Annotated in this window: 21 protein-coding genes; 11 read left to right on the top strand and 10 right to left on the bottom strand. The window is 34.7% G+C overall.

Features of this window, described 5'->3' with window-relative positions:
- Positions 1-578: 578 nt before the first annotated feature.
- From ilvA to ilvD, 9 genes are all read right to left on the bottom strand, one after another.
- Positions 579-1,847, bottom strand: a complete 1,269-nt coding sequence (gene ilvA / locus AK212_RS09510; RefSeq protein ID WP_053030465.1) for a threonine ammonia-lyase IlvA — start codon at positions 1,845-1,847, stop codon at positions 579-581.
- Positions 1,848-1,853: 6 nt separating this feature from the next.
- Positions 1,854-2,429, bottom strand: coding sequence for a 3-isopropylmalate dehydratase small subunit (gene leuD, locus AK212_RS09505; RefSeq protein ID WP_053030463.1), 576 nt, complete (start codon positions 2,427-2,429; stop codon positions 1,854-1,856).
- A 2-nt stretch (positions 2,430-2,431) separates the two neighbouring features.
- Positions 2,432-3,802, bottom strand: a complete 1,371-nt coding sequence (gene leuC / locus AK212_RS09500) for a 3-isopropylmalate dehydratase large subunit (protein ID WP_053030461.1) — start codon at positions 3,800-3,802, stop codon at positions 2,432-2,434.
- Positions 3,803-3,816: 14 nt separating this feature from the next.
- Positions 3,817-4,860: a 3-isopropylmalate dehydrogenase gene (leuB, locus tag AK212_RS09495; RefSeq protein WP_053030459.1), complete on the bottom strand. Its 1,044-nt coding sequence runs from the start codon at positions 4,858-4,860 to the stop codon at positions 3,817-3,819.
- Entirely contained in the window at positions 4,850-6,391 is a 1,542-nt protein-coding gene (locus AK212_RS09490; protein ID WP_053030456.1) for a 2-isopropylmalate synthase, read from the bottom strand. The genes leuB and AK212_RS09490 overlap by 11 nt, the downstream gene beginning before the upstream one ends.
- 20 nt (positions 6,392-6,411) lie before the next feature.
- Positions 6,412-7,416, bottom strand: a complete 1,005-nt coding sequence (gene ilvC, locus AK212_RS09485; protein WP_053030454.1) for a ketol-acid reductoisomerase — start codon at positions 7,414-7,416, stop codon at positions 6,412-6,414.
- Positions 7,417-7,549: 133 nt separating this feature from the next.
- Positions 7,550-7,792: an ACT domain-containing protein gene (locus AK212_RS09480; RefSeq protein ID WP_053030452.1), complete on the bottom strand. Its 243-nt coding sequence runs from the start codon at positions 7,790-7,792 to the stop codon at positions 7,550-7,552.
- Positions 7,789-9,564: a biosynthetic-type acetolactate synthase large subunit gene (gene ilvB, locus AK212_RS09475; protein WP_053030450.1), complete on the bottom strand. Its 1,776-nt coding sequence runs from the start codon at positions 9,562-9,564 to the stop codon at positions 7,789-7,791. The genes AK212_RS09480 and ilvB overlap by 4 nt, the downstream gene beginning before the upstream one ends.
- Before the next feature lie 18 nt (positions 9,565-9,582).
- Positions 9,583-11,271 carry a dihydroxy-acid dehydratase gene (gene ilvD / locus AK212_RS09470; protein ID WP_053030445.1) on the bottom strand — a complete coding sequence of 563 codons (1,689 nt, stop codon included), beginning with the start codon at positions 11,269-11,271 and terminating at the stop codon, positions 9,583-9,585.
- A 504-nt stretch (positions 11,272-11,775) separates the two neighbouring features.
- Between ilvD and tsaE the strand changes: the two genes are divergently transcribed.
- Genes tsaE through tsaD form a run of 4 tightly spaced genes read left to right on the top strand, consistent with a single transcriptional unit; the run spans position 11,776 to position 14,341 of the window.
- Positions 11,776-12,237, top strand: coding sequence for a tRNA (adenosine(37)-N6)-threonylcarbamoyltransferase complex ATPase subunit type 1 TsaE (gene tsaE / locus AK212_RS09465; RefSeq protein WP_053030443.1), 462 nt, complete (start codon positions 11,776-11,778; stop codon positions 12,235-12,237).
- Positions 12,218-12,883: a tRNA (adenosine(37)-N6)-threonylcarbamoyltransferase complex dimerization subunit type 1 TsaB gene (gene tsaB / locus AK212_RS09460; RefSeq protein WP_053030441.1), complete on the top strand. Its 666-nt coding sequence runs from the start codon at positions 12,218-12,220 to the stop codon at positions 12,881-12,883. Before tsaE ends, tsaB begins: the two co-directional genes overlap by 20 nt.
- On the top strand, positions 12,856-13,320 hold the full coding sequence (rimI, locus tag AK212_RS09455; protein WP_053030439.1) for a ribosomal protein S18-alanine N-acetyltransferase: 465 nt from the start codon (positions 12,856-12,858) through the stop codon (positions 13,318-13,320). The genes tsaB and rimI overlap by 28 nt, the downstream gene beginning before the upstream one ends.
- Positions 13,313-14,341 carry a tRNA (adenosine(37)-N6)-threonylcarbamoyltransferase complex transferase subunit TsaD gene (gene tsaD, locus AK212_RS09450; protein WP_053030437.1) on the top strand — a complete coding sequence of 343 codons (1,029 nt, stop codon included), beginning with the start codon at positions 13,313-13,315 and terminating at the stop codon, positions 14,339-14,341. Before rimI ends, tsaD begins: the two co-directional genes overlap by 8 nt.
- A gap of 365 nt (positions 14,342-14,706) precedes the next feature.
- On the opposite strand, the gene AK212_RS09445 is transcribed toward tsaD, so the two are convergent.
- Positions 14,707-16,650: an ABC-F family ATP-binding cassette domain-containing protein gene (locus AK212_RS09445; protein WP_053030435.1), complete on the bottom strand. Its 1,944-nt coding sequence runs from the start codon at positions 16,648-16,650 to the stop codon at positions 14,707-14,709.
- A 241-nt stretch (positions 16,651-16,891) separates the two neighbouring features.
- Between AK212_RS09445 and AK212_RS09440 the strand changes: the two genes are divergently transcribed.
- The 7 genes from AK212_RS09440 to AK212_RS09410 all read left to right on the top strand — a co-directional run bounded on the left by AK212_RS09440 (position 16,892) and on the right by AK212_RS09410 (position 24,256).
- Positions 16,892-17,530, top strand: a complete 639-nt coding sequence (locus tag AK212_RS09440; RefSeq protein ID WP_053030433.1) for a redox-sensing transcriptional repressor Rex — start codon at positions 16,892-16,894, stop codon at positions 17,528-17,530.
- 426 nt (positions 17,531-17,956) lie between these two features.
- A complete protein-coding gene (locus tag AK212_RS09435) occupies positions 17,957-19,054 on the top strand; it encodes a YeeE/YedE family protein (protein ID WP_053030430.1) in 1,098 nt (365 codons plus the stop codon).
- An 18-nt stretch (positions 19,055-19,072) separates the two neighbouring features.
- Complete coding sequence (locus tag AK212_RS09430) at positions 19,073-19,297, top strand: sulfurtransferase TusA family protein (RefSeq protein ID WP_011275296.1); 225 nt, start codon at positions 19,073-19,075, stop codon at positions 19,295-19,297.
- A gap of 118 nt (positions 19,298-19,415) precedes the next feature.
- On the top strand, positions 19,416-20,660 hold the full coding sequence (locus tag AK212_RS09425) for an ammonium transporter (protein WP_053030428.1): 1,245 nt from the start codon (positions 19,416-19,418) through the stop codon (positions 20,658-20,660).
- Positions 20,661-20,758: 98 nt separating this feature from the next.
- A complete protein-coding gene (locus AK212_RS09420) occupies positions 20,759-21,709 on the top strand; it encodes a LacI family DNA-binding transcriptional regulator (protein WP_053030426.1) in 951 nt (316 codons plus the stop codon).
- 96 nt (positions 21,710-21,805) lie between these two features.
- Complete coding sequence (locus AK212_RS09415) at positions 21,806-23,290, top strand: sucrose-6-phosphate hydrolase (protein ID WP_053030424.1); 1,485 nt, start codon at positions 21,806-21,808, stop codon at positions 23,288-23,290.
- 3 nt (positions 23,291-23,293) lie between these two features.
- The gene (locus AK212_RS09410) at positions 23,294-24,256 is read left to right on the top strand and encodes a carbohydrate kinase family protein (protein ID WP_053030423.1); all 963 of its coding nucleotides are present in this window, start codon (positions 23,294-23,296) and stop codon (positions 24,254-24,256) included.
- The last annotated feature ends 67 nt before the right edge of the window (positions 24,257-24,323 follow it).

The following is a 24,323-nucleotide window of genomic DNA, read 5'->3' as shown; positions in this document are numbered from 1 at the left end:
GTTAAGCTCCTTAGCGCCGATGGTAGTTGGATTTACGTTCCGCTAGAGTAGGACGTTGTCAGGCAAAGTAATGAGACCGTAAGGTCTCTTTTTTTATGCTAAAAAAATCAAACCGAAGGTTTAATGATATAAATGTATATCGGCTTTACGAAGAGAAAGCGTTTGAAGCTGATGAGTTGAGAAAATTGAGAAGCGAGTTTAGTAGAGCTAAAAGAGCAAACAATTTTAGAAAAAGAAGAAAGATGCGAACGCTTGCCTCGAAGTAAAGTAAGGTTCTTAGCGCCGATGGTAGCTGATTTACGTTCCGCTAGAGTAGGACGTTGCCAGGCAAAGTAATGAGACCGTAAGGTCTCTTTTTTTATGCTTAAAAAATCAAACCGAAGGTTTAATGATATAAATGTATACGGCTTTACGAAGAGAAAGCGTTTGAAGCTGATGAGTTGAGAAAATTGAGAAGCGAGTTTAGTAGAGCTAAAAGAGCAAGCAATTTTAGAAAAGGAAGAAAGATGCGAACGCTTGTGTTGAACTAAATGTACACAAATAACACTCCCATACAGATCAATGGGAGTGTTATATCATTAAATTAAAAGTGAATACAGCATCTTGTTTTCATTAATATAAATATTTGATGGATCAAAATTATGAACATTAGATTTGAGTTGATTAAGGTCATCATGATTTTTAAGCTGAATGCCAATAATAACAGTACCCGTATTTTGAGAAGTTTTCTTTAAGTATTCAAACTTAGTAATATCATCTTGTGGTCCTAAAACATCATTTACAAATTCTTTGAGTGCACCAGGACGTTGAGGAAAGTTAAGTATAAAGTAATGTTTCATTTCCTCATAAAGTAATGAACGCTCTTCGATTTCTTTCATACGATTAATATCGTTATTACCACCACTAATGACGCATACTACGGTCTTACCTCGAATTTCTTTTTTATAATTCTCTAATGCTGCTACACTTAATGCACCTGCTGGTTCTGCAACGATGGCTTGTTTTGAGTACATATCTAAGATAGTTGAACAGACTGCTCCTTCATCTACTTGAATAAAGTCGTCAACATATTGCTTAGCAATATTAAACGTGATATCACCTACACGTGCTACAGAAGCACCATCTACAAATTTATCAATATGGTCGAGTGTAACAACTTTATTTTGTACAACTACTGATTCATACATGCTGCTAGCGCCAGTAGGTTCAACACCAATTATTTTAGTTTGTGGGCTATATTGATTTAAATACGTACTTATACCTGAAATCAAACCGCCACCACCAATTGCAGCGAATAAATAGTCAAAAGTGATAGCATCATGATTTGACTGATTCAAAATTTCTTTTGCAAGGGTGCCTTGACCAGCGATTGTGTTGACGTTATTAAAAGGATCAATGAAGGTCATATGATTTTGTTTAGTATATGCTAAAGCTTCTTTTAAACAATCATCAAAGGTGTCTCCAGTTAGCACGATTTTAACATTTTTTGAACCAAAAAATTTAACTTGATTAACTTTTTGAAGAGGTGTAGTCACTGGCATAAATATGACTGCTTGTAAATTTAGTGCCTTAGCAGTATATGCCACACCTTGAGCATGATTTCCGGCACTGGCACATGTAATACCTTTTTCTTTAGCCTCATCAGTTAATACCGAAATGGCATTATATGCACCTCTAAGTTTAAATGAACGTACCCACTGTAAATCTTCTCTTTTTAAATAGACGTTACAATCATATTTTTGCGAAAGATAGAGATCATATTGTAGAGGTGTCTCTTTAACAACATCTTTAATTCGTAAATATGCATTATCTACATCTTTAGCATTTACTGTTGTCTTTACAGTCATAGTATCTCAACCTTTATTTTTATTTTCATATTGTTCTATTAAATCTTCATACGCCAATGTAATGGCGATATCATCTAGACCATTTACTAATTTATGTTTCCATGTTTCATCGATTTTAAATTTGAATGATTTATTATTTGCTGAAACTGTCTGTTGTGGTAAATCCACTGTAATTTCTTTCTGAGATGCTAAATATTTTCTTTCATCTTCATTCAAAGTTATCGGTAGCATGCCATTTTTTGTACAATTCATATAAAAGATGTCACTAAAACTTCCAGCTATAATAATATTAAATCCATAATCTTTTAAAGCCCATGCAGCATGTTCTCGACTTGAGCCACAACCAAAATTATCTCCAGTTATTAAAATAGAAGCACCTGCATATTCAGGTTTGTTTGGATTAAAATCTGGATTATCTGAACCGTCTGGTAGATATCGCCATTCATCAAACGCAAATGGTCCAAATCCACTTTTAGTAATGCGTTTAAGATGAGCTTTAGGAATAATTTGATCGGTATCTATATTGTCGTTAAATAATGGTACAACTTTACCTGTGTAGGTTGTAATAGGTTGAATATCCATTGTTAAACAACCACCTTTCTAACATCTACAAATTTTCCTTTGATAGCGGCAGCAGCTGCCATAGCAGGGGACACAAGATGCGTTCTCGCACCTTTACCTTGTCTTCCTTCAAAGTTACGATTACTTGTAGAAGCACAATGAATGCCCTCTGGTACTTGGTCAGGATTCATACCTAAACACATTGAGCAACCAGGTTCTCTCCATTGGAATCCAGCCTCTTTGAAGATTTTATCTAAACCTAACGCTTCAGCTTCTTTTTTAACAGATCGAGAGCCTGGTACAACGATTGCAGTAATCTTAGGGTGAACTTGATTACCTTTAACGATGTGACTAGCTTCTATTAAATCCGATAGTCTTGCATTTGTACAAGAACCTAAGAAGACATAACCTAAATCAATATCTTCTGCTTTTTGGCCTGGTTTAAGCCCCATATATTGGTAGGCACGCTCATCATTAATATTTTTAATTTGTGGAAAAGGTGTATTAAAACTAACACCCATTTCTGGATTTGTGCCCCATGTCACTTGAGGTTCGAGATGTGTGACATCAAGTTGAATAACTTTATCAAATTGAGCGTCCTCATCAGTATATAATTTACGCCAATCTTGAATAGAACGTTCAAAATTTTGAGCATACTTTCTACCTTTGACGTAATCGAATGTTGTTTCATCTGGTTGCATTAACCCATATTTAGCGCCAGCTTCTATAGCCATATTGCAAATCGTCATTCTAGCTTCCATGGATAACGCTTTGATTGTTTCACCCGTAAACTCTATAGCATAGCCTGTGCCAAAATCCACCCCATATTTACTAATAAGATACAAAATAATATCTTTGGCGTAGACACCTTTTGGTAGTTGACCTGTGACATCTATTTTTAAGTTTTTAGGTTTCGTTTGCCAAAGCGTTTGAGTAGCAAATACATGTTCTACTTCACTTGTTCCTATGCCAAAGGCGATTGCACCAAAAGCACCATGTGTAGCAGTATGTGAATCACCACAGACAATTGTTTTTCCTGGTTGAGTAAGACCAGTTTCTGGACCAACCATATGAACAATACCTTGTTCGTCTGAACCCATGTCAAAGAGATGAACGCCAAATGCTTTTGCATTTTTTTGAAGAGTTGTGATTTGTTTATTTGCAATTTCATCTTTAATATTAAAAATATCAATGGTAGGAACATTGTGATCTAACGTTGCGAATGTTAAATCAGGACGTCTTAATTTACGGTTCTGTAGTCTCAATCCTTCGAAAGCTTGAGGAGAAGTCACTTCATGAATTAAGTGCAAATCTATATATAATAATTGAGGTTCACCTTCATTACCGGTTAAAACATGTTTATTCCAAACTTTATCGAATAACGTTTGTCCCATAAAAGTACTCCTCCTTATTCATAATTCTTTTTCAGTTCGTTAAAAATATCTGACGTAGTATATTGACCATTTAAATCTGGTGTTGTTTTTCCGTCTTTAATTAACTGATATACCAATTGTTCTAGTTCTGATGCGGCATCTTCAAAGTTAAAGCTTTCACGCAAACACATTGCTAAAGAAAGAACCATACCAAATGGATTAGCTATATTTTGATTTGCAATATCAGGTGCTGAACCATGAATAGGCTCATATAATCTTGGCCCTTCTAAACTAAAACTAGCAGAAGGGGATAAACCTAGAGAACCAGGTATAGTAGAAGCTTCATCACTTAAAATATCTCCAAATAAATTTTCGGTTACAATTACGTCGAAATCGGTAGGTCGCGTAATTAAGTGCATACTACACGCATCAACTAATAAATGGTTTACTTCTACTTCTGGATAATCCAAGCTAACTTCATCGATTGTTTGACGCCAAAGCTTACTCGAAGCTAGTACATTTTCTTTATCAACTGATGTTAATTTTTTCTTTCGATTTAATGCTAATTCAAATGCAACCTTCGCAATACGTTGAATTTCATCTTTAGTGTATGTTAATGAATCTAATGCACTAAGGTCATCAAGATGCCGAGGTTGACCGAAATATAATCCGCTAGTTAACTCTCTTACTATAATAAGATCAGTTCCTTTGACACGTTCTTCTTTAATTGGAGAGAAGTGGCTTGTACCGTCTGTAACTTTAGTAGGACGTATGTTAGCAAATAATCCTAATGATTTCCGTAATGCCAATAAGCCTTGTTCAGGTCTATTATTAGGGTTTATCCATTGTGGACCACCTACAGCTCCCAGTAAAATTGCATCTGCATTTTTACACGCTTCTAAAGTATCATCTGGAAGGGGAACACCCTGCGAATCTATGGCTGCACCACCAAAGTCATACGACTTCAACTGATACTCAAATTGATATTTTTTACTTATTTGTTCTAATAGTTCTAACGTTCCACTTAATATTTCTGGACCTATGCCATCACCGGGTAAAGCTACTATATTAAAAGGCATGATGATTACGCTCCTTATTTTGAATTTCATTCGCATATTTTGCATGCGCTTCTACATATGCTTTGCAAGAGGCATATAATACATCATGGTCAATACCGATACCATTAACGGGATGACCCTCTATATTTAATGACACATGAACTTCAGCTTGAGCATCAGTACCTTCAGTGACTGAATCAATTCGATATTCAATGAGTTCACTCTTATGCTTGAAAATTCGATCGACTGCATTATATATAGCCACAATTGACCCCGTACCAATACTTGAATCTTGATATAACTTACCATGTTTATCTTTGATAACGACGACAGCACTTTGTAAACCGTTTGACACAAATTGTAATTGCAGTGTTTCGACTTGATATATTGCATTTTGTTCATGTTCAGAACCTTGAATCAGTGCGTGTATATCACGATCTGTAACACTTTTCTTTTTATCAGCTATAGCTTTAAATTGTTTAAATAAGTCAACTTGATTTTGAGGTTCAATATCATATCCTAATGATTTTAATTTTTCAGCAAAAGCGTGTTTACCTGATAATTTGCCAAGCGGTAAATCATTTTTACGTATACCAACAAGTTGTGGTGTCATAATTTCATATGTTTCTGGATTTTTTAGAACGCCATCTTGATGAATACCAGATTCATGACTGAAAGCATTTTGACCCACAATGGCTTTATTTCTTGGTACACGTATACCAGCATAGCGTGATATAATGTCGGATGTATTTTTGGTTTCTGATAGATTTAATCGCGTTTCATTACCATAATGGTCTTTTCGTACATATAGCGCTAACGATAATTCTTCTAGCGCAGTATTGCCTGCGCGTTCACCAATGCCGTTAACTGTTCCTTCTATTCGAGTAGCACCATTTTCAATTGCAGCTAAGCTATTTGCAACTGCCATTCCTAAATCGTCATGACAATGTGCACTATAAATAATGTCTTGGTTCGTCTTGATGTGCTCAAATAAGGTTTTAAAAATTTGACCATATTCATTTGGATAACTGTAACCAACAGTGTCTGGAATATTAATTATCGTTGCACCAGAGTCAACTGCCATTTGTACACATTTGATTAAGAAATCTGATTCTGTTCTAGTCGCATCCTCTGGTGAAAATTGAACGACATCGAAGTATTGTTTAGCATACGTGACATGTTCTTTAATTGATTCCAATACTTGTTCTTGAGTCAATTTGAGTTTATGCGTTAAATGAATAGGTGAGGTAGCTATAAACACATGAATAACTGGTTTTACAGCATCTTTCGTAGCCTCATAAACAGCATCAATATCTGATTTCTTACAACGCGCTAATCCACATACAGCTGTTTGAGTTAATGTATTTGAAATTGCTTGAACAGACTTAAAACTACCAGTACTAGAAGCGGGAAACCCAGCTTCTAGTATATCTACACCCCATGTCTCTAACTGTTTAGCTATCTTTAATCTTTCATCAAAAGAGAAATTAACGCCTGGTGTTTGTTCACCATCTCTTAAAGTCGTATCGAAAATTTGAATATGGCTTTCCATCTTTAACAACCCCTTAGCTATTATTTTTGAATGCTTTTAGATTTAATGAATGGCATCATTTTTCTTAATTCACGACCAACAGCTTCAATTTCATGACCGTGTTGTTGTTCGCGTAATTTATAAAATTCTTTAAAGCCATTTTCATTATCTTTAACAAAACTATTTGCAAAATTACCATTTTGAATATCTTTTAATACAGCTTTCATATTATCTTTGACATCCGGTGTAATGATTCTAGGCCCTGAAACATAGTCTCCATATTCTGCAGTGTTTGAGATTGAATAACGTACGTTTTCCATGCCGCCTTCATACATTAAATCAACAATTAATTTCATTTCGTGTAATACTTCGAAATAAGCTAATTCTTTTTGATAACCCGCTTCAACAAGTGTTTCAAAACCACTTTGGATTAATTTATGGATACCACCACAAAGTACAGCTTGCTCACCGAATAAATCAGTTTCTGTTTCTTCTTTAAATGTTGTTTCAATGACACCCGCACGCGTAGCACCAATACCTTTTGCGTAACTTAAAGAAATATCGCGTGCTTGACCAGTAGCATCTTGTTGTACACCGAATAATGCCGGCACTGCAGTTCCTTCAACGAACGTACGTCTTACTAAGTGACCAGGTCCTTTAGGTGCTACTAGGAAGACATCGACATCTTTCGGTGGTTTGATAACTTCAAAGTGAATGTTAAATCCATGTGCAAATGCTAAGGCATTTCCTGCTTCTAAATTAGGTTCAATTTCGTTTTTATATACATTGCCTTGAATTTCATCTGGTAATAACACCATGATGACATCAGCTTGTTTAACGGCTTCTGCGACTGGATACACATCAAATCCGTCTTCTTTAGCTTTGTCAAAAGAATGACCAGGGCGGATACCTACAATAACGTCGTAGCCATTGTCTTTAAGATTTTGTGCATGTGCATGTCCTTGTGAACCGTAACCTACAATTGCGATTTTTTTACCTTGTAATGCATCTTTCTCAACTGATTGATCATAATAAACTTTAGTCATAATACATTCCTCCAAAAATTTAAAATTTCAATATTTTGAATATTCTTAAAATTATAGATATACTAATATCTATAAAATGTGATGTTAGTCATGTTTTGTTTATTTGTACTAGCGCATCAATCTAGAATTTACTTTATTGCTGGTTGATAACTTGAACTTCTAATACACTGACTTGTTTTTGTAATTTGGCTACTAATATTTTAAAAATTGCTTCATCTTCAATATCAGCAATAATTTGCATATCAGAAATGCCGTTTTCTTCTGATGGCTTAACTGTCAGTTCGTTTATATTATATTGTAGTCGAACAAAGGCGCTAGTGATTCTATTTAACGTACTTACTTGGTCTGTGACTTTTAACTGTAAAACGCGTTTCATTCTAATCCCTCCATTTCATGGTTCGCTTTGCCACTTGGAATCATAGGATTAACTGGTTCGGTAGGTGAGATTCTAACTTCAATTAATGCAGGCCCTTGATAATTAAATGCTTCATCAAGTGTCGCTGTTAATTTATCGGGATGATCAATTAAGTAACCTTTGACACCATAAGCTTCCGCCATTTTCATGAAGTCAGGTTGATCATTAAATACGGAATGAGAGAATCGGTGGTTAAAGAATTTGTCTTGCCACTGTTTGACCATACCTAAGGTTCCGTTATTAATAAGAACGATCTTTACATTAAGTCCGTATTCAGGAAGTAATGCCATTTCCTGATTCGTCATTTGGAACCCACCATCACCAACGAAACAGATAACGGTTTTGTCGGGTTCAGCTAATTGAGCACCAATCGCAGAGGGAATACCGAAGCCCATCGTACCTAATCCGCCACTTGTAACCCATTGACCATGATGTTTGAAAGGATAGAATTGAGCCGCCCACATTTGATGTTGTCCAACATCAGTAGTAACGATGGCTTCACCGTGTGTAATTTGCCCAATATATTCAATCGCCTCTTGGGGCTTACAAAATGTGTCATCAGCCACTGTATATTTAAAAGGATGTTTGCTTTTATTTTCAAGGCAATGTTGAACCCATTCATCATGAGAAGTTTCATTTTTAAACTTATGAGACAAAGATTCCAATACCTGTTTACAATCAGCCACAATTCCTAAATCAGTGGCAATCACTTTATTGATTTCCGATTCATCAATATCCACATGAACAACAATAGCATTGGGTGCAAATTCATCCGGTTTGCTTGCAAGTCTATCATCGAATCGACTACCCAAATTAATTAATAAATCACATTCAGTTAAAGCCATATTGCTAGCGTAAGATCCATGCATACCACCCATACCTAGAAATAATGGATTATCGTATGGAATCGCACCTAAGCCTAATAGTGTAGTCACTACTGGAATTTGATGTTTCGTTACAAACTGTGTTAATAAATCGTTGGATTGCGAATGATTTATCCCTGCACCCGCTAAGACTACTGGTTGTTTGGCCTTAGATAAATAATGAACTAATTGATCAATGTCTTCATTTTGTGGTTCTTCAGTAACTTTATAGGCTGGTAAATTCACGTCACTTACCAGTGGTGCAGTTGTTTTTAATACACCCATATCTTTAGGAAAATCTATAACGACTGGGCCTTTACGACCTGAATTAGCTAAGTAAAATGCTTCATGAATAATTCTAGGAATATCGTTTACATTTTTAACTTGGAAATTCGCCTTCGTGATTGGTGTTGTCATAGAAAGTAAATCTGCCTCTTGAAAGGCATCTTTACCAATACCTGGCGTTGCTACTTGTCCTGTGAACACCACCAAGGGGAGGGAATCACAATAAGCATCTGTAATACCGGTAATTGCATTTGTAGCGCCAGGACCACTTGTAACTACGACTACACCAGTTTTGCCAGATACTCTAGCATAGCCTTCAGCAGCATGTGTCGCACCTTGCTCATGTCTTGCCAAAATGTGTTTAATTTTACCATCATAAAACGTGTCGTATAAAGGTAAAACTGCACCACCAGGGTAGCCGAAAATAAAGTCAACATCTTCATGTAATAGTGCTTCAACTAAAAGTTCTGAGCCAGCTCTTAGTGTTTGATTCTCGTTACTATTGACGTCTGCTTTCAGATTAGATTGATTTGAATGTGTCGTAGTTGATGAACTAACGACGTTACTTTCCATTTTATTTGCCATGATGAACAACTCCTCTAGTTAGATAAGATTTTCGGGAACTTGCATTATGCCACCAGTGTTCGCACTCGTAACCAAAGCGGTATATCTCGCTAGATAACCTGATTTTACTTTAGCTTTAAAAGGTTGGAGTGCTTTTTTGCGTTGATCAAGTTCTTCTGCAGTTTGATTAACATCTAAAGTGCGATTGATTAAATCAATCGTGATTTCATCACCGTCTATAATGAGGCCAATAGGACCACCTGATGCGGCTTCTGGTGAAATATGTCCAGCAGCAATACCTCTTGTTGCTCCAGAAAATCTACCATCAGTAATTAATGCAACGTCTTTACCTAATCCTCTACCTACAATTGAAGAGGTAGGTGCTAACATTTCAGGCATTCCTGGTCCTCCTTTAGGTCCTTCGTAACGTATAACAACGACGTGACCTTCACGAACGATTTTGTTATCAATGGCCTCGACTGCTTCATCATGTGAGTTGAAACATATCGCTTTACCAGTGAATGTTTTGATAGAAGGGTCAACACCACCAACTTTAATTACCGCACCTTTAGGCGCAATATTTCCAAATAAGATAGAGAGCCCACCTTGTTTATCATATGGATTGTCGAGTGAGTGAATGACCTCAAAGTTTTTAATCTCTTTACCTTCATTATTTTCACGGAGCGTTTGTCCAGTCACTGTAAGTCTATCTGGGTGTAGAGTGCCTTCTTTTTTCATTAATTCATTTATGATAGCTGGACAACCACCAGCTTCGTGTACATCGTGCATTGAATATGATGAACTTGGTGCAATCTTAGATAAATAAGGCGTTCTCTTAGCAATTTCATTGATACGCTCTAAGTCATAATCAATGCCAGCTTCATTTGCTATCGCTAAAGTATGTAATACCGTGTTAGTGGAACCACCCATTGCCATGTCTAGTGCGAATGCATCGTCAATTGCTTCTCTAGTCACAATATCAAGTGGCTTAATATCCTTTTTAATATTATCAACTAATTTAAAGGCCGCTTCACGAATCATTTCTCTTCTTTGCTCACTAACTGCTAAAGCTGTACCGTTATAAGGTAGTGCTAAACCTAACACTTCCATTAGGCAATTCATTGAATTTGCTGTAAACATGCCTGCGCATGAGCCACAAGTAGGGCAAGCATTTTGTTCCATATCTAGAAATGCTTCTTTCGAAAGTTTCCCTTCTTTAAAAGCACCAACTGCTTCAAACATGGATGATAATGTTAATGCTTTCCCTTGAGCAGATAATCCAGCTTTCATAGGGCCACCTGAACAGAATATTGCTGGTACATTGGTTCTTACGGCAGCTAATATCATACCAGGTGTGATTTTGTCGCAATTAGGAATGTAAAATACACCATCGAACCAGTGCGCATTAATAACAGTTTCAGCAGCATCTGCAATAAGTTCTCGAGAAGGGAGTGAGTATCGCATTCCGATATGTCCCATAGCGATACCGTCATCGACACCAATCGTATTAAATTCAAAAGGAATAGCGCCTGCCTCACGTATTGCTTCTTTCGCGATGTCAGCCAGTTCTCTTAAATGGACATGTCCAGGTACAATATCGATATAAGAATTACAAATCGCTACGAAAGGTTTATTCATATCTGTTGGATTTTTCAGTGCGCCCGTGGCGTGTAAAAGACTTCGAGCAGGTGCTTGTTGATCACCTTTTTTTATCATGTCACTTCTCATAAATAATTCCCCCATAAAACACATTAAGTTTGTTACACATAAAAAGACGTCCCAATTTGTGATTGGGACGTCTACAAGTCCCATTCAATGAGAAATAGGACTTAAACATTTAGTAATTGAAAGATACTAAAGTTCCAGCCCTTGAGAGTATAATAAAATAATTAAATTGTCAGTTGGATTATATGCTTGATGTGTCATTGTAGTCATTTTAATATACTCCTTCCTTGAATGGTTATATTTAAATAGTTAGAATTGTTTAAAAATTCGATAAACTTAATTTACTACACAGTGTTTATTAAGTCAATATAATTTTTAAGAATTTTCTAACATCAATCCTTTTTCAAATTTATGTTCCTTATAGGGAAATTGCTAGTGGAATTTGTTATACTTATTAAGTTAAATTGTTATGGCTTAATTCAATTGTGTTAGGAAAATTAAGCCATTTAAAATCAAAAATATAGCAATAGAAATTAGTTAATAAAATAAGTAGAGAGAGTGGGACTAATGATAACGATTAATAACTTGGATGAATTAGATCAATTCGCTAATGTGTTAGTTCGACACTTAAAGCCTGGTGATGTCATTTTATTAAATGGTGATCTTGGTGCAGGTAAAACAACGCTAACTCAATTTATAGGTAAACATTTAGGTGTTAAACGTAATATTAATTCTCCGACATTTAATATTATAAAATCTTATAGAGGTAGTCATTTAAAGCTACATCATATGGACTGCTATCGTTTGGAAGATTCAGATGAGGACTTAGGTTTTGAAGAATATTTTCAAGATGAAGGCATCACTGTTATTGAGTGGAGTCAATTTATTTATGATTTATTACCTGAAGAACGATTAATCATTAATATAGATACTGTTAACGAAACACAAAGAACGATTGAATTAAATGGCATAGGGACACATTATTTGAACGTTAAGGAGGAAGTTGAAAGTGAATTTATTACTGATTGATACATCAAATCAACCGATGTCAATCGCAATCATGCAAGATCATGCCGTATTGTCTGAAATGACTACCGAAAATAAGAAAGATCATTCTAGTCAACTTATGCCTGGTATTCAACATTTATTTGAAGAAGCGAAAATTGATAAAAGCGAGATTGATGGTATTGTAGTTGCTAAGGGGCCAGGTTCATATACAGGTGTAAGAATTGGTGTTACAACTGCTAAAACGTTAGCATATGCATTAAATGCAAAATTATATGGCGTATCGTCTTTATTAGCATTAGCTGCCACAATGGATGAAAGCGACCAAAGATTATTGGTTCCTATTATTGATGCACGTCGAGAAGCGGTTTATACAGGTGTTTATCAATATGAAGAAGGAAAATTAAAGACAATTTTAGAAGATCAATATTTACCAATTCAAGAATTAAAACAACACTTGACTGATTTCAAACAGCCATTTGTCTATATTGGTAAAGATGCTGATAAATTATCAAACTACCTTGATGGAGAAATACAAAGTCACTTACCACATGCACCTGCAATGAAACCACTTTTAACTGAAAGTGAAGATATTCATACATTTGTTCCAAATTATATTAAATTATCAGAGGCAGAAAGAAATTGGCTAAACCAACAGAATCAGAATTAACAATTAGAGCGATGCAAGTCGATGATGTTCCTAATGTATTTGATATAGAACGTGACAGTTTTAATGATAGTTCATGGACGATAGATGCATTTTATCATGAATTAAATGAAAATAACTTTGCTAAATATTTTGTAATTCTTTTTGAAAATGAAATTATCGGATATCTAGGGCTATGGATTGTTATTGATCAGGCTCAAATAACAACGATAGCTATTCGTAAAGATTACAGAGGATATGGGCTGGGACAATTATTGTTAAAATATGTCATGGATTATGCTAAGCATACATGTGAAGTAATGAGTTTAGAAGTTAGAGTTGATAATGTCATAGCACAACACGTTTATACTAATTTGGGATTTCAATTTGGTGGTAAACGTAAAAATTATTATGGAGAAGGCGAGGATGCAATGGTTATGTGGGTGAACTTAAATGAATAAAGAAACATTAATATTAGCAATTGAAACAAGTTGTGATGAAACAAGTGTAAGTGTCATTAAGGATGGCAACACAATTTTATCCAATATTGTACTTAGTCAAATTGAGAGTCATAAGCGTTTTGGAGGTGTTGTGCCAGAGGTTGCCAGTCGCCATCATGTGGAAGGTATTACAACAACTATTGATGAAGCGCTAATATCTGCAAACAAAACGATGCATGATATAGATGCAATAGCTGTAACTCAAGGGCCAGGTTTAATTGGGGCATTGCTGATTGGTATTAATGCAGCAAAAGCACTAGCCTTTGCTTATGATAAACCGCTTATTCCTGTACACCATATTGCTGGTCATATTTACGCTAATCATTTAGAAGAACCATTAACATTTCCTTTAATCGCGTTAATCGTATCTGGAGGTCACACTGAACTCGTGTATATGAAATCTCATATGCATTTTGAAGTAATTGGGGAGACAAGAGACGATGCAGTGGGTGAAGCCTATGATAAAGTGGCACGAACAATTGATTTACCATATCCGGGTGGACCACAAATTGACAAATTAGCACAACAAGGTCAAGATACGTATGATTTTCCAAGAGTATGGTTAGAAAAAGATAGTTATGATTTCAGTTTTAGTGGTTTGAAAAGTGCTGTAATCAACAAACTGCATAATTTAAGACAAAAAAATGAAACGATTGTTAAAGAAAATGTGGCAACTAGTTTTCAAAATAGTGTCGTAGACGTATTAAGCACTAAAGCGATGAATGCATGTAAGGCATATAATGTGAATAGACTTATCGTTGCTGGAGGCGTTGCAAGTAACAAAGGACTTCGTCAACGTTTACAACATTTATGTGAAGCAAATAATATCCATTTATCTATTCCAAGTCCTAAATTATGTACGGATAATGCAGCAATGATCGGCGCAGCGGCATACTACTATTATCAAGCAGGCGTTACAGCTCATTTAGATTTAAATGGTGAAAATAACATGGACATAGAAGAAGCAACAATAGATGCTTAAATGATTTTAAAATTTATTTTACGATAAGAATCCTCTTATGAACGTTAGCATTGTAATGCTTATGTTATAAGAGGTTTTATTTTTGATGAAACATCATTTGATAAAGGTCAATAGGGAACATTTGTACTTATCAACATTAAGTGCATAAGTTGTGGATAAAAGGTTCTTAACAATGTGGATAGCAGATTAATTTTGTGTAAAAAAATGGTAAATGAATCAAAAATACCTTGTGGATAAGTAGGATAACTTTGTGGATAGTTGGTATTATCGCATTTTAACTGTTTATAACTTTTTATTAAAATTGATTCAAAAAAATAGCTAAAAAGTTATAAAATACTTTCTAGCTATTTTAAGATTAATGCGTTTTAAATATTTTCTTGTAAATTTTCCCATTCGGTCATAACTTGTTCTAATTTCTGTTCGGTTTCTTGTTTTTGATTCGCTAATGATGAAGCTTTTTCAGGATTATTAAATACATCAGGTTGCGTCAGTTGTTCATCAATTTGAGTGATTTCATTTTCATAGGATTCAATTTTAGATTCACATTCTTCAATGAGTCGTTCTAATTTACGTTGCTCACGGCGTTGTTGTTTTTGTGAATCATACGTATTGATGGTGTTATTGTTTACGTTTTGATTGGAAACATCATTCTTGCTATCATCATTACGTTCATTTTCAAATGCCTCTAATGCAGCTGCTTCTTCTGTTTTCTCAATATAATATTGATAATCTCCAAGATACATCTGACCGCCATCTATATTTAAATCAAAGACTTTATTAGCTAATTGATTAATAAAGTATCGATCATGTGAAACGAATAGAATCGTTCCTTCAAAATCTTTTAATGCTTGTTCAAGCATTTCTTTAGAATCAATATCTAAATGGTTTGTAGGTTCATCAAGGATTAAGACGTTATCTCGTTGTAACATTAGGAGTGCTAATTGTAATCGTGCTTTTTCGCCACCAGATAAATCGTTAATAATTTTTTTAACATCATCTTGTACAAATAAGAAACGTCCTAATACAGCGCGTATGTCTTTTTCATTCATAGTTGGATATTGATCCCAAACATAGTCGAGAATTGTTTTGTTGGATTTAAATTCTGCTTGCTTTTGATCATAGTAACCAATTTGTAGATTAGCACCAAAGGTAATATTGCCGTCTAATTGATCTTGTCGTTGTGCGATTGTTTTAATTAGCGTCGTTTTACCTACACCATTAGGACCTATGATTGCGATATGATCGCCTTTCGTGACTTCTATGTTAATTGGAGATGTTATAGGCGCATCATAACCAATTTCAAGATTGCGAATGTGCATCACGTCATTTCCTGTATTTCGATCGAAACCAAATTGAATATTGGCACTTCTTGCGTCTAACATTGGTTTGTCGATACGTTCCATTTTTTCTAATGTTTTGCGACGACTTTTCGCCATACCACTTGTTGAGGCGCGTGTAATATTCTTTTCTACAAAGGTTTCCAATCGCTTAATTTCATCTTGTTGACGTTCATATTCTTGCATGCGACTTTCATAATACTTATCACGTTGCTCGATAAATTGCTCGTAATTGCCTACATATCGTTTAACATCACCAAGTGATACATCATAGATTTGCGTGACAATCTTGTCTAAGAAGTATCTATCGTGACTGATGATGACGATGGCACCTTTGAAGTATTTTAAATAATCTTCTAACCACTTTGTTGTTTCTAAATCTAAATGGTTTGTAGGTTCGTCTAATAGTAATAAATCTGGCTCATTCAATAACATTTGCGCTAATGATAATCGTGTTTTTTGACCACCACTAAAATCGTTAATAGGTTTATCAAAATCATCTTCGTTAAAATTTAGACCATGTAGAACTGTTTTGATTTTACTTTCATATTGATAACCATCGAGTTGTTCAAATTGATTGGTTAATGATTCATAACGTTCCATATGTTGTTGATAGGCATCAGAATCATAGTCAGATGCATGATCAGCGAGCCAGTTCGTTTCTTCTTTAATTAAGCGTTCCATCTTTTTGAGATGTTCAAATGGTTTAGACATTTCTTCAAACACTGAAGCGGATGAATTAAGCGTCATTTGTTGGGTCAGGTAACCCATTCGTAAATTTTTAATTTTAGAAATATGGCCGCTGTCGTAATCTTCAACACCGGCAATAATTTTCATTAAGGTTGATTTTCCAGCACCGTTACGACCTACGACTCCGATTCGTTCGCCTGTCTTTACTTCGAAATTCACACGTGTGAAAATATCATCACCATCAAATGATTTCGAAATGTCATTTAATTGCAAGAGTATCATTCAGGTTTCACCTTTCTATTTGTAAGTTTATTACTCGAAATTAAGTTGTATATTACTCTATATTTTACCGTATTACTTAGTTTCTTGAAACTAAGTTATTTATTTTTAAAATGCGTTAAGGTATAATATTCCAGTATTCATAATAGGACATAAGAAAATTTAAAAAAATTTAAAACGTATAGCACTCAAAATAGTTTGGATACATAGATTATAAAATTCAAACGAAAGGGGGGCATTTTAAATGGCTCAAAATAAATCTAAAATTCCACGGGCAACTTTGAAACGATTACCTTTATATTACAGATTCGTTAACACGTTAAAATCAAAAGGCATAGACAGAGTGAATTCAAAAGCGATTAGCGAGGCATTAAATATTGAATCAGCAACCATTCGTAGAGATTTCTCATATTTTGGAGAATTAGGGAAAAAAGGTTACGGTTACAATATAGATAGTTTATTAGAATTCTTTAAAACGACACTTAGTGATAGCGATAATATACACATTGCATTGGTAGGTGTTGGTAATTTAGGTAGAGCACTTTTAACGTATAACTTTTCAATTCACGATGAAATGACCATTACAGAGGCTTTTGATGTTGATGAGCACATTGTCGGAAATAAGATTGGTGATGTGACTGTTCATCATATGAACGACTTAAAACAAGTTCTTGCTGACAAAGATATTAATGTTGTTATTTTAACGACGCCAGAAAGTGTAGCGCAACGTGTGGCAAATGAGTTAATTGAAGCAAATATTAATGGTATTTTAAATTTCACACCAAGTAGAATAGAAGTACCTAATACTGTACAAGTTCATCATATTGACTTAGGTATAGAATTGCAATCATTGCTATTCTTCATGAAAAATTATTCCAATTAAATAATGTCACTTTTATTACAGCACTCTGGGACATAAATAATATAATAATGCTATTTAGCAAATTCACAGTAGCTGACTGAACTGATAAGGCGCTTAAATCAAGCTATTCTCAGTTCTAGTCAGGGGCCCCAACAAAGAGAATTTCACTTAGAAATTCTACAAGCAAAGCAAGTTGGGAGTCGGGGCCCCAACAAAGAGAATTTCACTTAGAAATTCTACAAGCAAAGCAAGCTGGGAGTGGACCACGAATTCAAAAGAATTCTGTTCCACTCCCGTTTTTATTTTGCCAACATTGAGTGAATCAAATGCAATAATTTATAGGTCATGTGAAAAATCGCTAGAAGCATTTTATTTTAAGAAGTTGCCAAATTTAGTACAATTGATTATAATACCTTAGTAAAAAAATCGGGAAAGGATGAATTAATAGTGATATGGATGATTATTAGTGGTCTTATCGTTGGAATATTATTAGGGTTTGTTATGCAACGTACACGTTTTTGCCTAGCTGGTGGCTTTAGAGACATGTATGTTCAAAAAAATAACAAAATGTTTTATGCTTTATTAGTAGCTATTACAGTCCAAAGTATAGGACTACTGATCTTAACTGGGTTAAATCTTATTTCAATACCTGATAGTACATTTCCAATTATTGGTACCATCATTGGTGCGTTTATATTTGGAATAGGTATTGTATTAGCAGGAGGCTGTGCTACAGGTACATGGTATCGTGCTGGAGAAGGTTTAATTGGAAGTTGGGTAGCACTCGTGTTATATGCAGTAACTGCGGCAATTACTAAAACAGGTGTGCTACTTCCAGTGATGACGTGGATAAATCAACCTACAAATATCAATGCCAATATGTCTCAGACAACGGGTATTCCAATGTGGGTATTTACTTTAATATTAACGATCATCACGATTATTTTTGTAACTAAAACGTTACGCAAACCTAAACCCAAATTTGCGGTTCCAAAGCTTAAGCAAAAATATAGTGGCTTGAGACATTATTTATTTGAAAAACGATACCACCCATTTGTAGCTGGTATAGCAGTTGGTTTGATAGCATTAATTGCTTGGCCGATGAGTATGTCAACTGGTAGAGATTATGGTTTAGGCATCACAACACCATCAGCAAACTTAATTACGTTTTTAATTACAGGAGATACTCAGTTAATAGATTGGGGTGTACTATTAATATTAGGTATCTTTTTAGGGTCATATATCGCTGCTAGAGGATCACGTGAATTCAAATGGCGATTACCTGATAAGAAGACGATTCGTAATAGTGCTATTGGTGGTATTTGCATGGGATTCGGTGCCTCAGTAGCAGGTGGTTGTTCAATTGGTAATGGCTTAGTAGAAACAGCTATTATGTCTTGGAAAGGCTGGATTGCACTAGGTTCTATGATTTTAGGTGTATGGTTTATGAGTTACTTTATTTTCATTAGACCAATGAAAAAGTTAGAAAAACAAACATCACAATCTCAAACTACTGCAGTTCCAAAACAAACACAAACAACATAATTAATTGGAGGAATAACAATGTTATATGAATTAGGTACAGTAGGTATGGTATGTCCATTTCCACTTATTGAAGCACAAAAGAAAATGCAAACATTAGATAATGGTGATGAACTTAAAATAGATTTCGATTGTACGCAAGCAACAGAAGCTATTCCAAATTGGGCGGCTGAACAAGGTTATCCAGTTACGAATTATGAACAATTAGATGATGCATCTTGGACAATTACAATTCAAAAAGCTTAAAATTAAATAAGTGATTAAAACACTGTTATATTATGTAACATATTGTGTCATTTTATCTTACGTATTTTTGCTATTTCTTTGAAGTATCATTATGATATTTTCAAAGGAAGTGGTAATTATGAAGATGGATGACACAATTTTTTTATTTCTTTGCACTTTACTTGTTTGGGTTATGACCCCTGGGCTTAGCTTGTTTTATGGTGGGCTAGTTCAATCAAAGAATGTCCTAAACACAGTTATGCAAAGTATGGCAGCAATGATTATCGTGACGTTTACATGGGTTACATTAGGTTTTTCATCAAGTTTTGGAACAGGCAATGCTTTTATAGGTAATTTCGATTTGATCGGGTTACAACATGTTGGTTTTGCAGTCAATGACCAATTAAGTCCACACATCCCGTTTGCATTATTTATGTTGTTCCAAATGATGTTTTGCACAATAGCAGTTTCAATACTTTCAGGTTCAATTGCTGAACGTATGAAATTCTTTCCGTTTATTATTTTTATATTCTTATGGGTGATTTTGATATATAGCCCAGTTGCGCATTGGGTATGGGGCGGAGGATGGATACAACAACTTGGTGCTTTAGATTACGCTGGTGGTACAGTTGTACATATCACATCTGGTCTCTCAGGCCTTATTTTAGCGATTATGATAGGTAATGGTAAAAAAATTGAAAAAATACAGCCACATAATCTTTTAATCACTTTAATTGGTGGTATTTTAGTTTGGATTGGTTGGTATGGTTTTAACACAGGAAGTGCATATACGTTAAATGATGTTGCACTTACATCATTTGTAAATACAATTATCGCGGCAAGTGGTGGTGCGTTTAGTTGGTTAATCATTGAGTACCTTATGACTAAGAAAATTAGCCTACTAGGCTTATTATCAGGTGTCTTAGCTGGCTTAGTCGCTATTACACCTGCAGCAGGCTATGTGAATTATTTCAATGCATTTGTTATTGCATTTGCGGGGGGCATCGTTTGTTATTTCGTTATTAATGTGATTAAAGTGAAGTATAAATATAACGATACACTTGATGCTTTTGGTATTCATGGTGCAGGAGGTATCGTTGGTGCTATTCTAACTGGCGTGTTTCAATCACAACATGTTAATCATGATATATCAAACGGATTTATCTATAACGGAGATATTCACTCAGTGTTGATTCAAGTTATAGCTGTGCTCGTGGTTTTATGTTACACGGTGGTTTTAACTTGGATTATAGGTAAGATTTTACAAAGTATCATGCCTATTGCAACCACTGAAGAAGAAGATAAGACAGGATTAGATCAACTTGTTCATGGTGAGAAAGCGTATTTTTATGGCGAATTAAACAAACTGAATAAAAGATATTGATAGTTTTATTAGTGATTCATATACTAAACAGTATTTTATAAGAATAGTTATGTGATAAAATAATGCTTAAATGACAGTTAATTTAGGTGATTAATCTAATGAAAAATATATCAGATATCGCAAAATTAGCGGGAGTATCTAAAAGCACGGTCTCCCGCTTTTTAAATGACGGCTCAGTTAGCCCGCATACGAAGGAAAAGTTAAGTCGTATCATAGCTGAGCATGATTACCAACCAAATCAATTTGCGCAAAGTTTAAGAGCCAAGCATACACATATGATTGGTGCTATTATACCAAGAATGAATTCACATGCAGTGGATGAAACAGTTAAAGGCATTGTATCGGTATGCCATCAACATCAATATCAATTATTACTTAATTATACTGGTTTAGATGTTCATGCTGAGATTGAAGCACTTGAGACCTTTTCAAGAAGTAAAGTAGATGGCATCATATTAATGGCTACTACTTTAACAAATAAACATTTAGAAGTGATTCAGAAATTAGATGTACCAGTTATTCTAGTCGGTCAGTCGCATCCTGAGTTACATAGTATTATCCATGATGATTATCAAGCAGGATACATCGTAGGTGAACAAATAGGGCATCAACAATTTCGAAATGTCGTATTCTTTGGAGTTAGTGAAGAAGATGTTGCTGTGGGTATACAACGAAAGCAAGGTATTATTGATGCTTTAAAAAAATATGATATTCATCCCCAAATTTATGTAACTTCTTTTAAATATGAAGAGGCTAAAAATGATGTTGCTGAAAAGTTAAATCATACATGTAATATTGACGTATTAATTGGGGCAACAGATCCTATAGCATTAGCAATTCATAAGTTTTATTCTCAACAACCCAATACATCTGAGAACTATCAAATTTATGGTTTTGGAGGAGACCCAATGACGCAACTCGTCACGCCTGCGATTACGACTGTTAAATTTAATTATTATAAAGCTGGGACGCATGCTATGAAACAATTAAATGAATTAATTTTTTCTAAAAATGTCGTGTTAAAAACCACAATCCCAGTTGAAATATAGAAATTTTAATTTACATAAAACTATGGAACCGATACCATAGTCGATGATAGAATAATAATAAACTTAGATTTAATTTATCAATGATGGAGGAATAATATGGCTGAATGGTCAAGAGAAGAACGTTATCGTCGCGTTGAAGACGTAGATAAAAAGTACCTAGAGCATCTTAAACAGCAAGTCGAAGCGTCAAGATTTCGTCAGACATTTCATATCCAACCTGAAACAGGTTTGCTCAATGATCCTAACGGTTTAATTTATCATAATGGCAAATATTATGTTTCACATCAATGGTTCCCACTTGGTGCTGTACATGGATTGAAGTATTGGTTTAATTATACGAGTGACGATTTAGTGACGTTCGAACCACAAGGTGCTGTATTAAAACCAGATACATATTATGATAGTCACGGTGTTTATAGTGGCAGTGCTTTTGAACATGAAGGCGACTTATATTACATATACACAGGTAATCGACGTGATGCTCAATGGGAACGTTATGCTAGTCAGATGATTGCGAAAGTAGAAAATGACGGTACGATTACAAAATTTGATAAACCCGTTATCGCTTCACAACCAGAGGGATATACAAGTCATTTTAGAGATCCTAAAGTGTTTGAATTGAATGGTGAATATTTTGTGATAATTGGTGCCCAAACAAATGATGAACAAGGTCGTTGTTTAATTTACAAGACGAAAGATAAACAATTAAAGCAATGGTCTTTTTGTGGGGAACTTGAAACACATTTAAAAAACTTTGGCTATATGTGGGAATGTCCTGACTATTTTAATTTGAATTCTAAAGATATCATACTTTTCAGTCCCCAAGGAATTGAAGCACAGGGTGATCGCTTTAGAAATATATATCAATCTGGATATTTGATAGGGGATATAGATTTTGACACATTATCATTTGAACATGGGGACTTTATAGAGCTAGATAATGGCTTTGATTTTTACGCGCCTCAAACATTTTTAGATGAAAATGGTAATAGAATATTAATTGGATGGATGGGGTTACCTGAAATCAATTATCCTACCGATGATGAAGGATGGGCACATTGTTTAACAATACCTAGGGTGCTGACAATTGAGGATAATCAACTGCGACAACGTCCGTTTAAAGGGCTTGAAAAGTTACGTAAAAATAAAGAAACTGCACTAGGTTATGCTAATAAATTTAATCGAAAATTACATCCATATGAAGGTACACAGTATGAACTGATTATTGATATTCTTGAAAATGATGCGTCAGAAATTTATTTTGAATTACGTACATCAAAGTTAAATAACACCAAAATTATCTATAATACAAGCGAACAAAAGCTTACATTGGATCGCACGGAAAGTGGATTATTGCCAGACAATGTTCAAGATTTAACAAGAAGTACAATTTTAAAGTCTCCATTGAGCCAATTACAAATATTTGTTGATACATCAAGTATTGAGATATTTTGCAATGACGGCGAACGTGTTTTAACTTCAAGAATATTTCCAGATGAAAATGCTACAGGTATAGAAACATCAACAGAAACAGGACAAGTTTATTTAAAATTCACTAAATATGAACTTAAGGATGATTAAAAAATGAGAAAGTTATACGGAATAGGTGAAGCATTAATAGATTTTATACCAAATGTGAAGAACTCTGAACTTAAAGATGTTGAACAATTTAGTCGACAAGTTGGGGGTGCACCTGCAAATGTAGTAAGTGTAGCACGTAAAATGGGAGCATCTACTGAAATGGTGACGCAATTAGGTAATGATGCATTTGGTGATATTATAGTTGAAACTTTAAGCAATCTAGGTGTAGGTACTCAATTTATAAGAAGAACAGATGTAGCAAATACGGCATTAGCATTTGTAAGCTTAAAAGAAGATGGACAAAGAGATTTTTCATTTTATCGTAAACCTTCTGCTGATATGCTTTATAAAGCGGACTATTTAGACGAAATTTCAATTAATCCGAATGATATCCTACATTTCTGTTCTGTTGATTTAGTTGAAAGTGATATGAAAGAAGCGCATCAAGCTATGATTGATAAATTTAAATCAGCTAATGGAACCATCGTTTTTGATCCTAATGTACGTTTACCGCTATGGCATAGTGCTGAAGCATGTAAAGAAACGATACAGGCGTTCATTCCTAAAGCGAATATCATAAAAGTTTCAGATGAGGAACTTGAATTTATTACAGGCGAAGCGGATGAAGAAAGTGCAATTCAGTCGTTATTCCAAGGATCGGTCGTAGCAGTTATTTATACACAAGGTCCAAATGGCGCTAGTATTATTTTAAAAGATGGAACTAAGATATATCATGAAGGATTTAAAGTAAAAGCCGTTGATACGACAGGCGCAGGAGATGCCTTTATTGGCGCAGCAATTAGCAGAATATTATTAAGTGATGAAGTGAATATGACTAAATTGCTTAAGGAAGAAGGGCAAGCCATATTGCAATTCAGTAACTTCGTAGCAGCAAAAGTTACAACAAAATATGGTGCCATTGAGAGTATTCCAACACTTGAAGAAGTTACATCAGAATTAAAATAATGAGAAAAGAGCGGGACAGTGATAAATTCATTGTCCCGCTTCTAAATTAATCTACTTATAGAGTATT

Source organism: Staphylococcus borealis, assembly GCF_001224225.1.
In the GTDB taxonomy this organism is placed as follows: Bacteria; Bacillota; Bacilli; order Staphylococcales; family Staphylococcaceae; genus Staphylococcus; species Staphylococcus borealis.
This window is presented reverse-complemented; position numbering and strand designations above follow the sequence as displayed.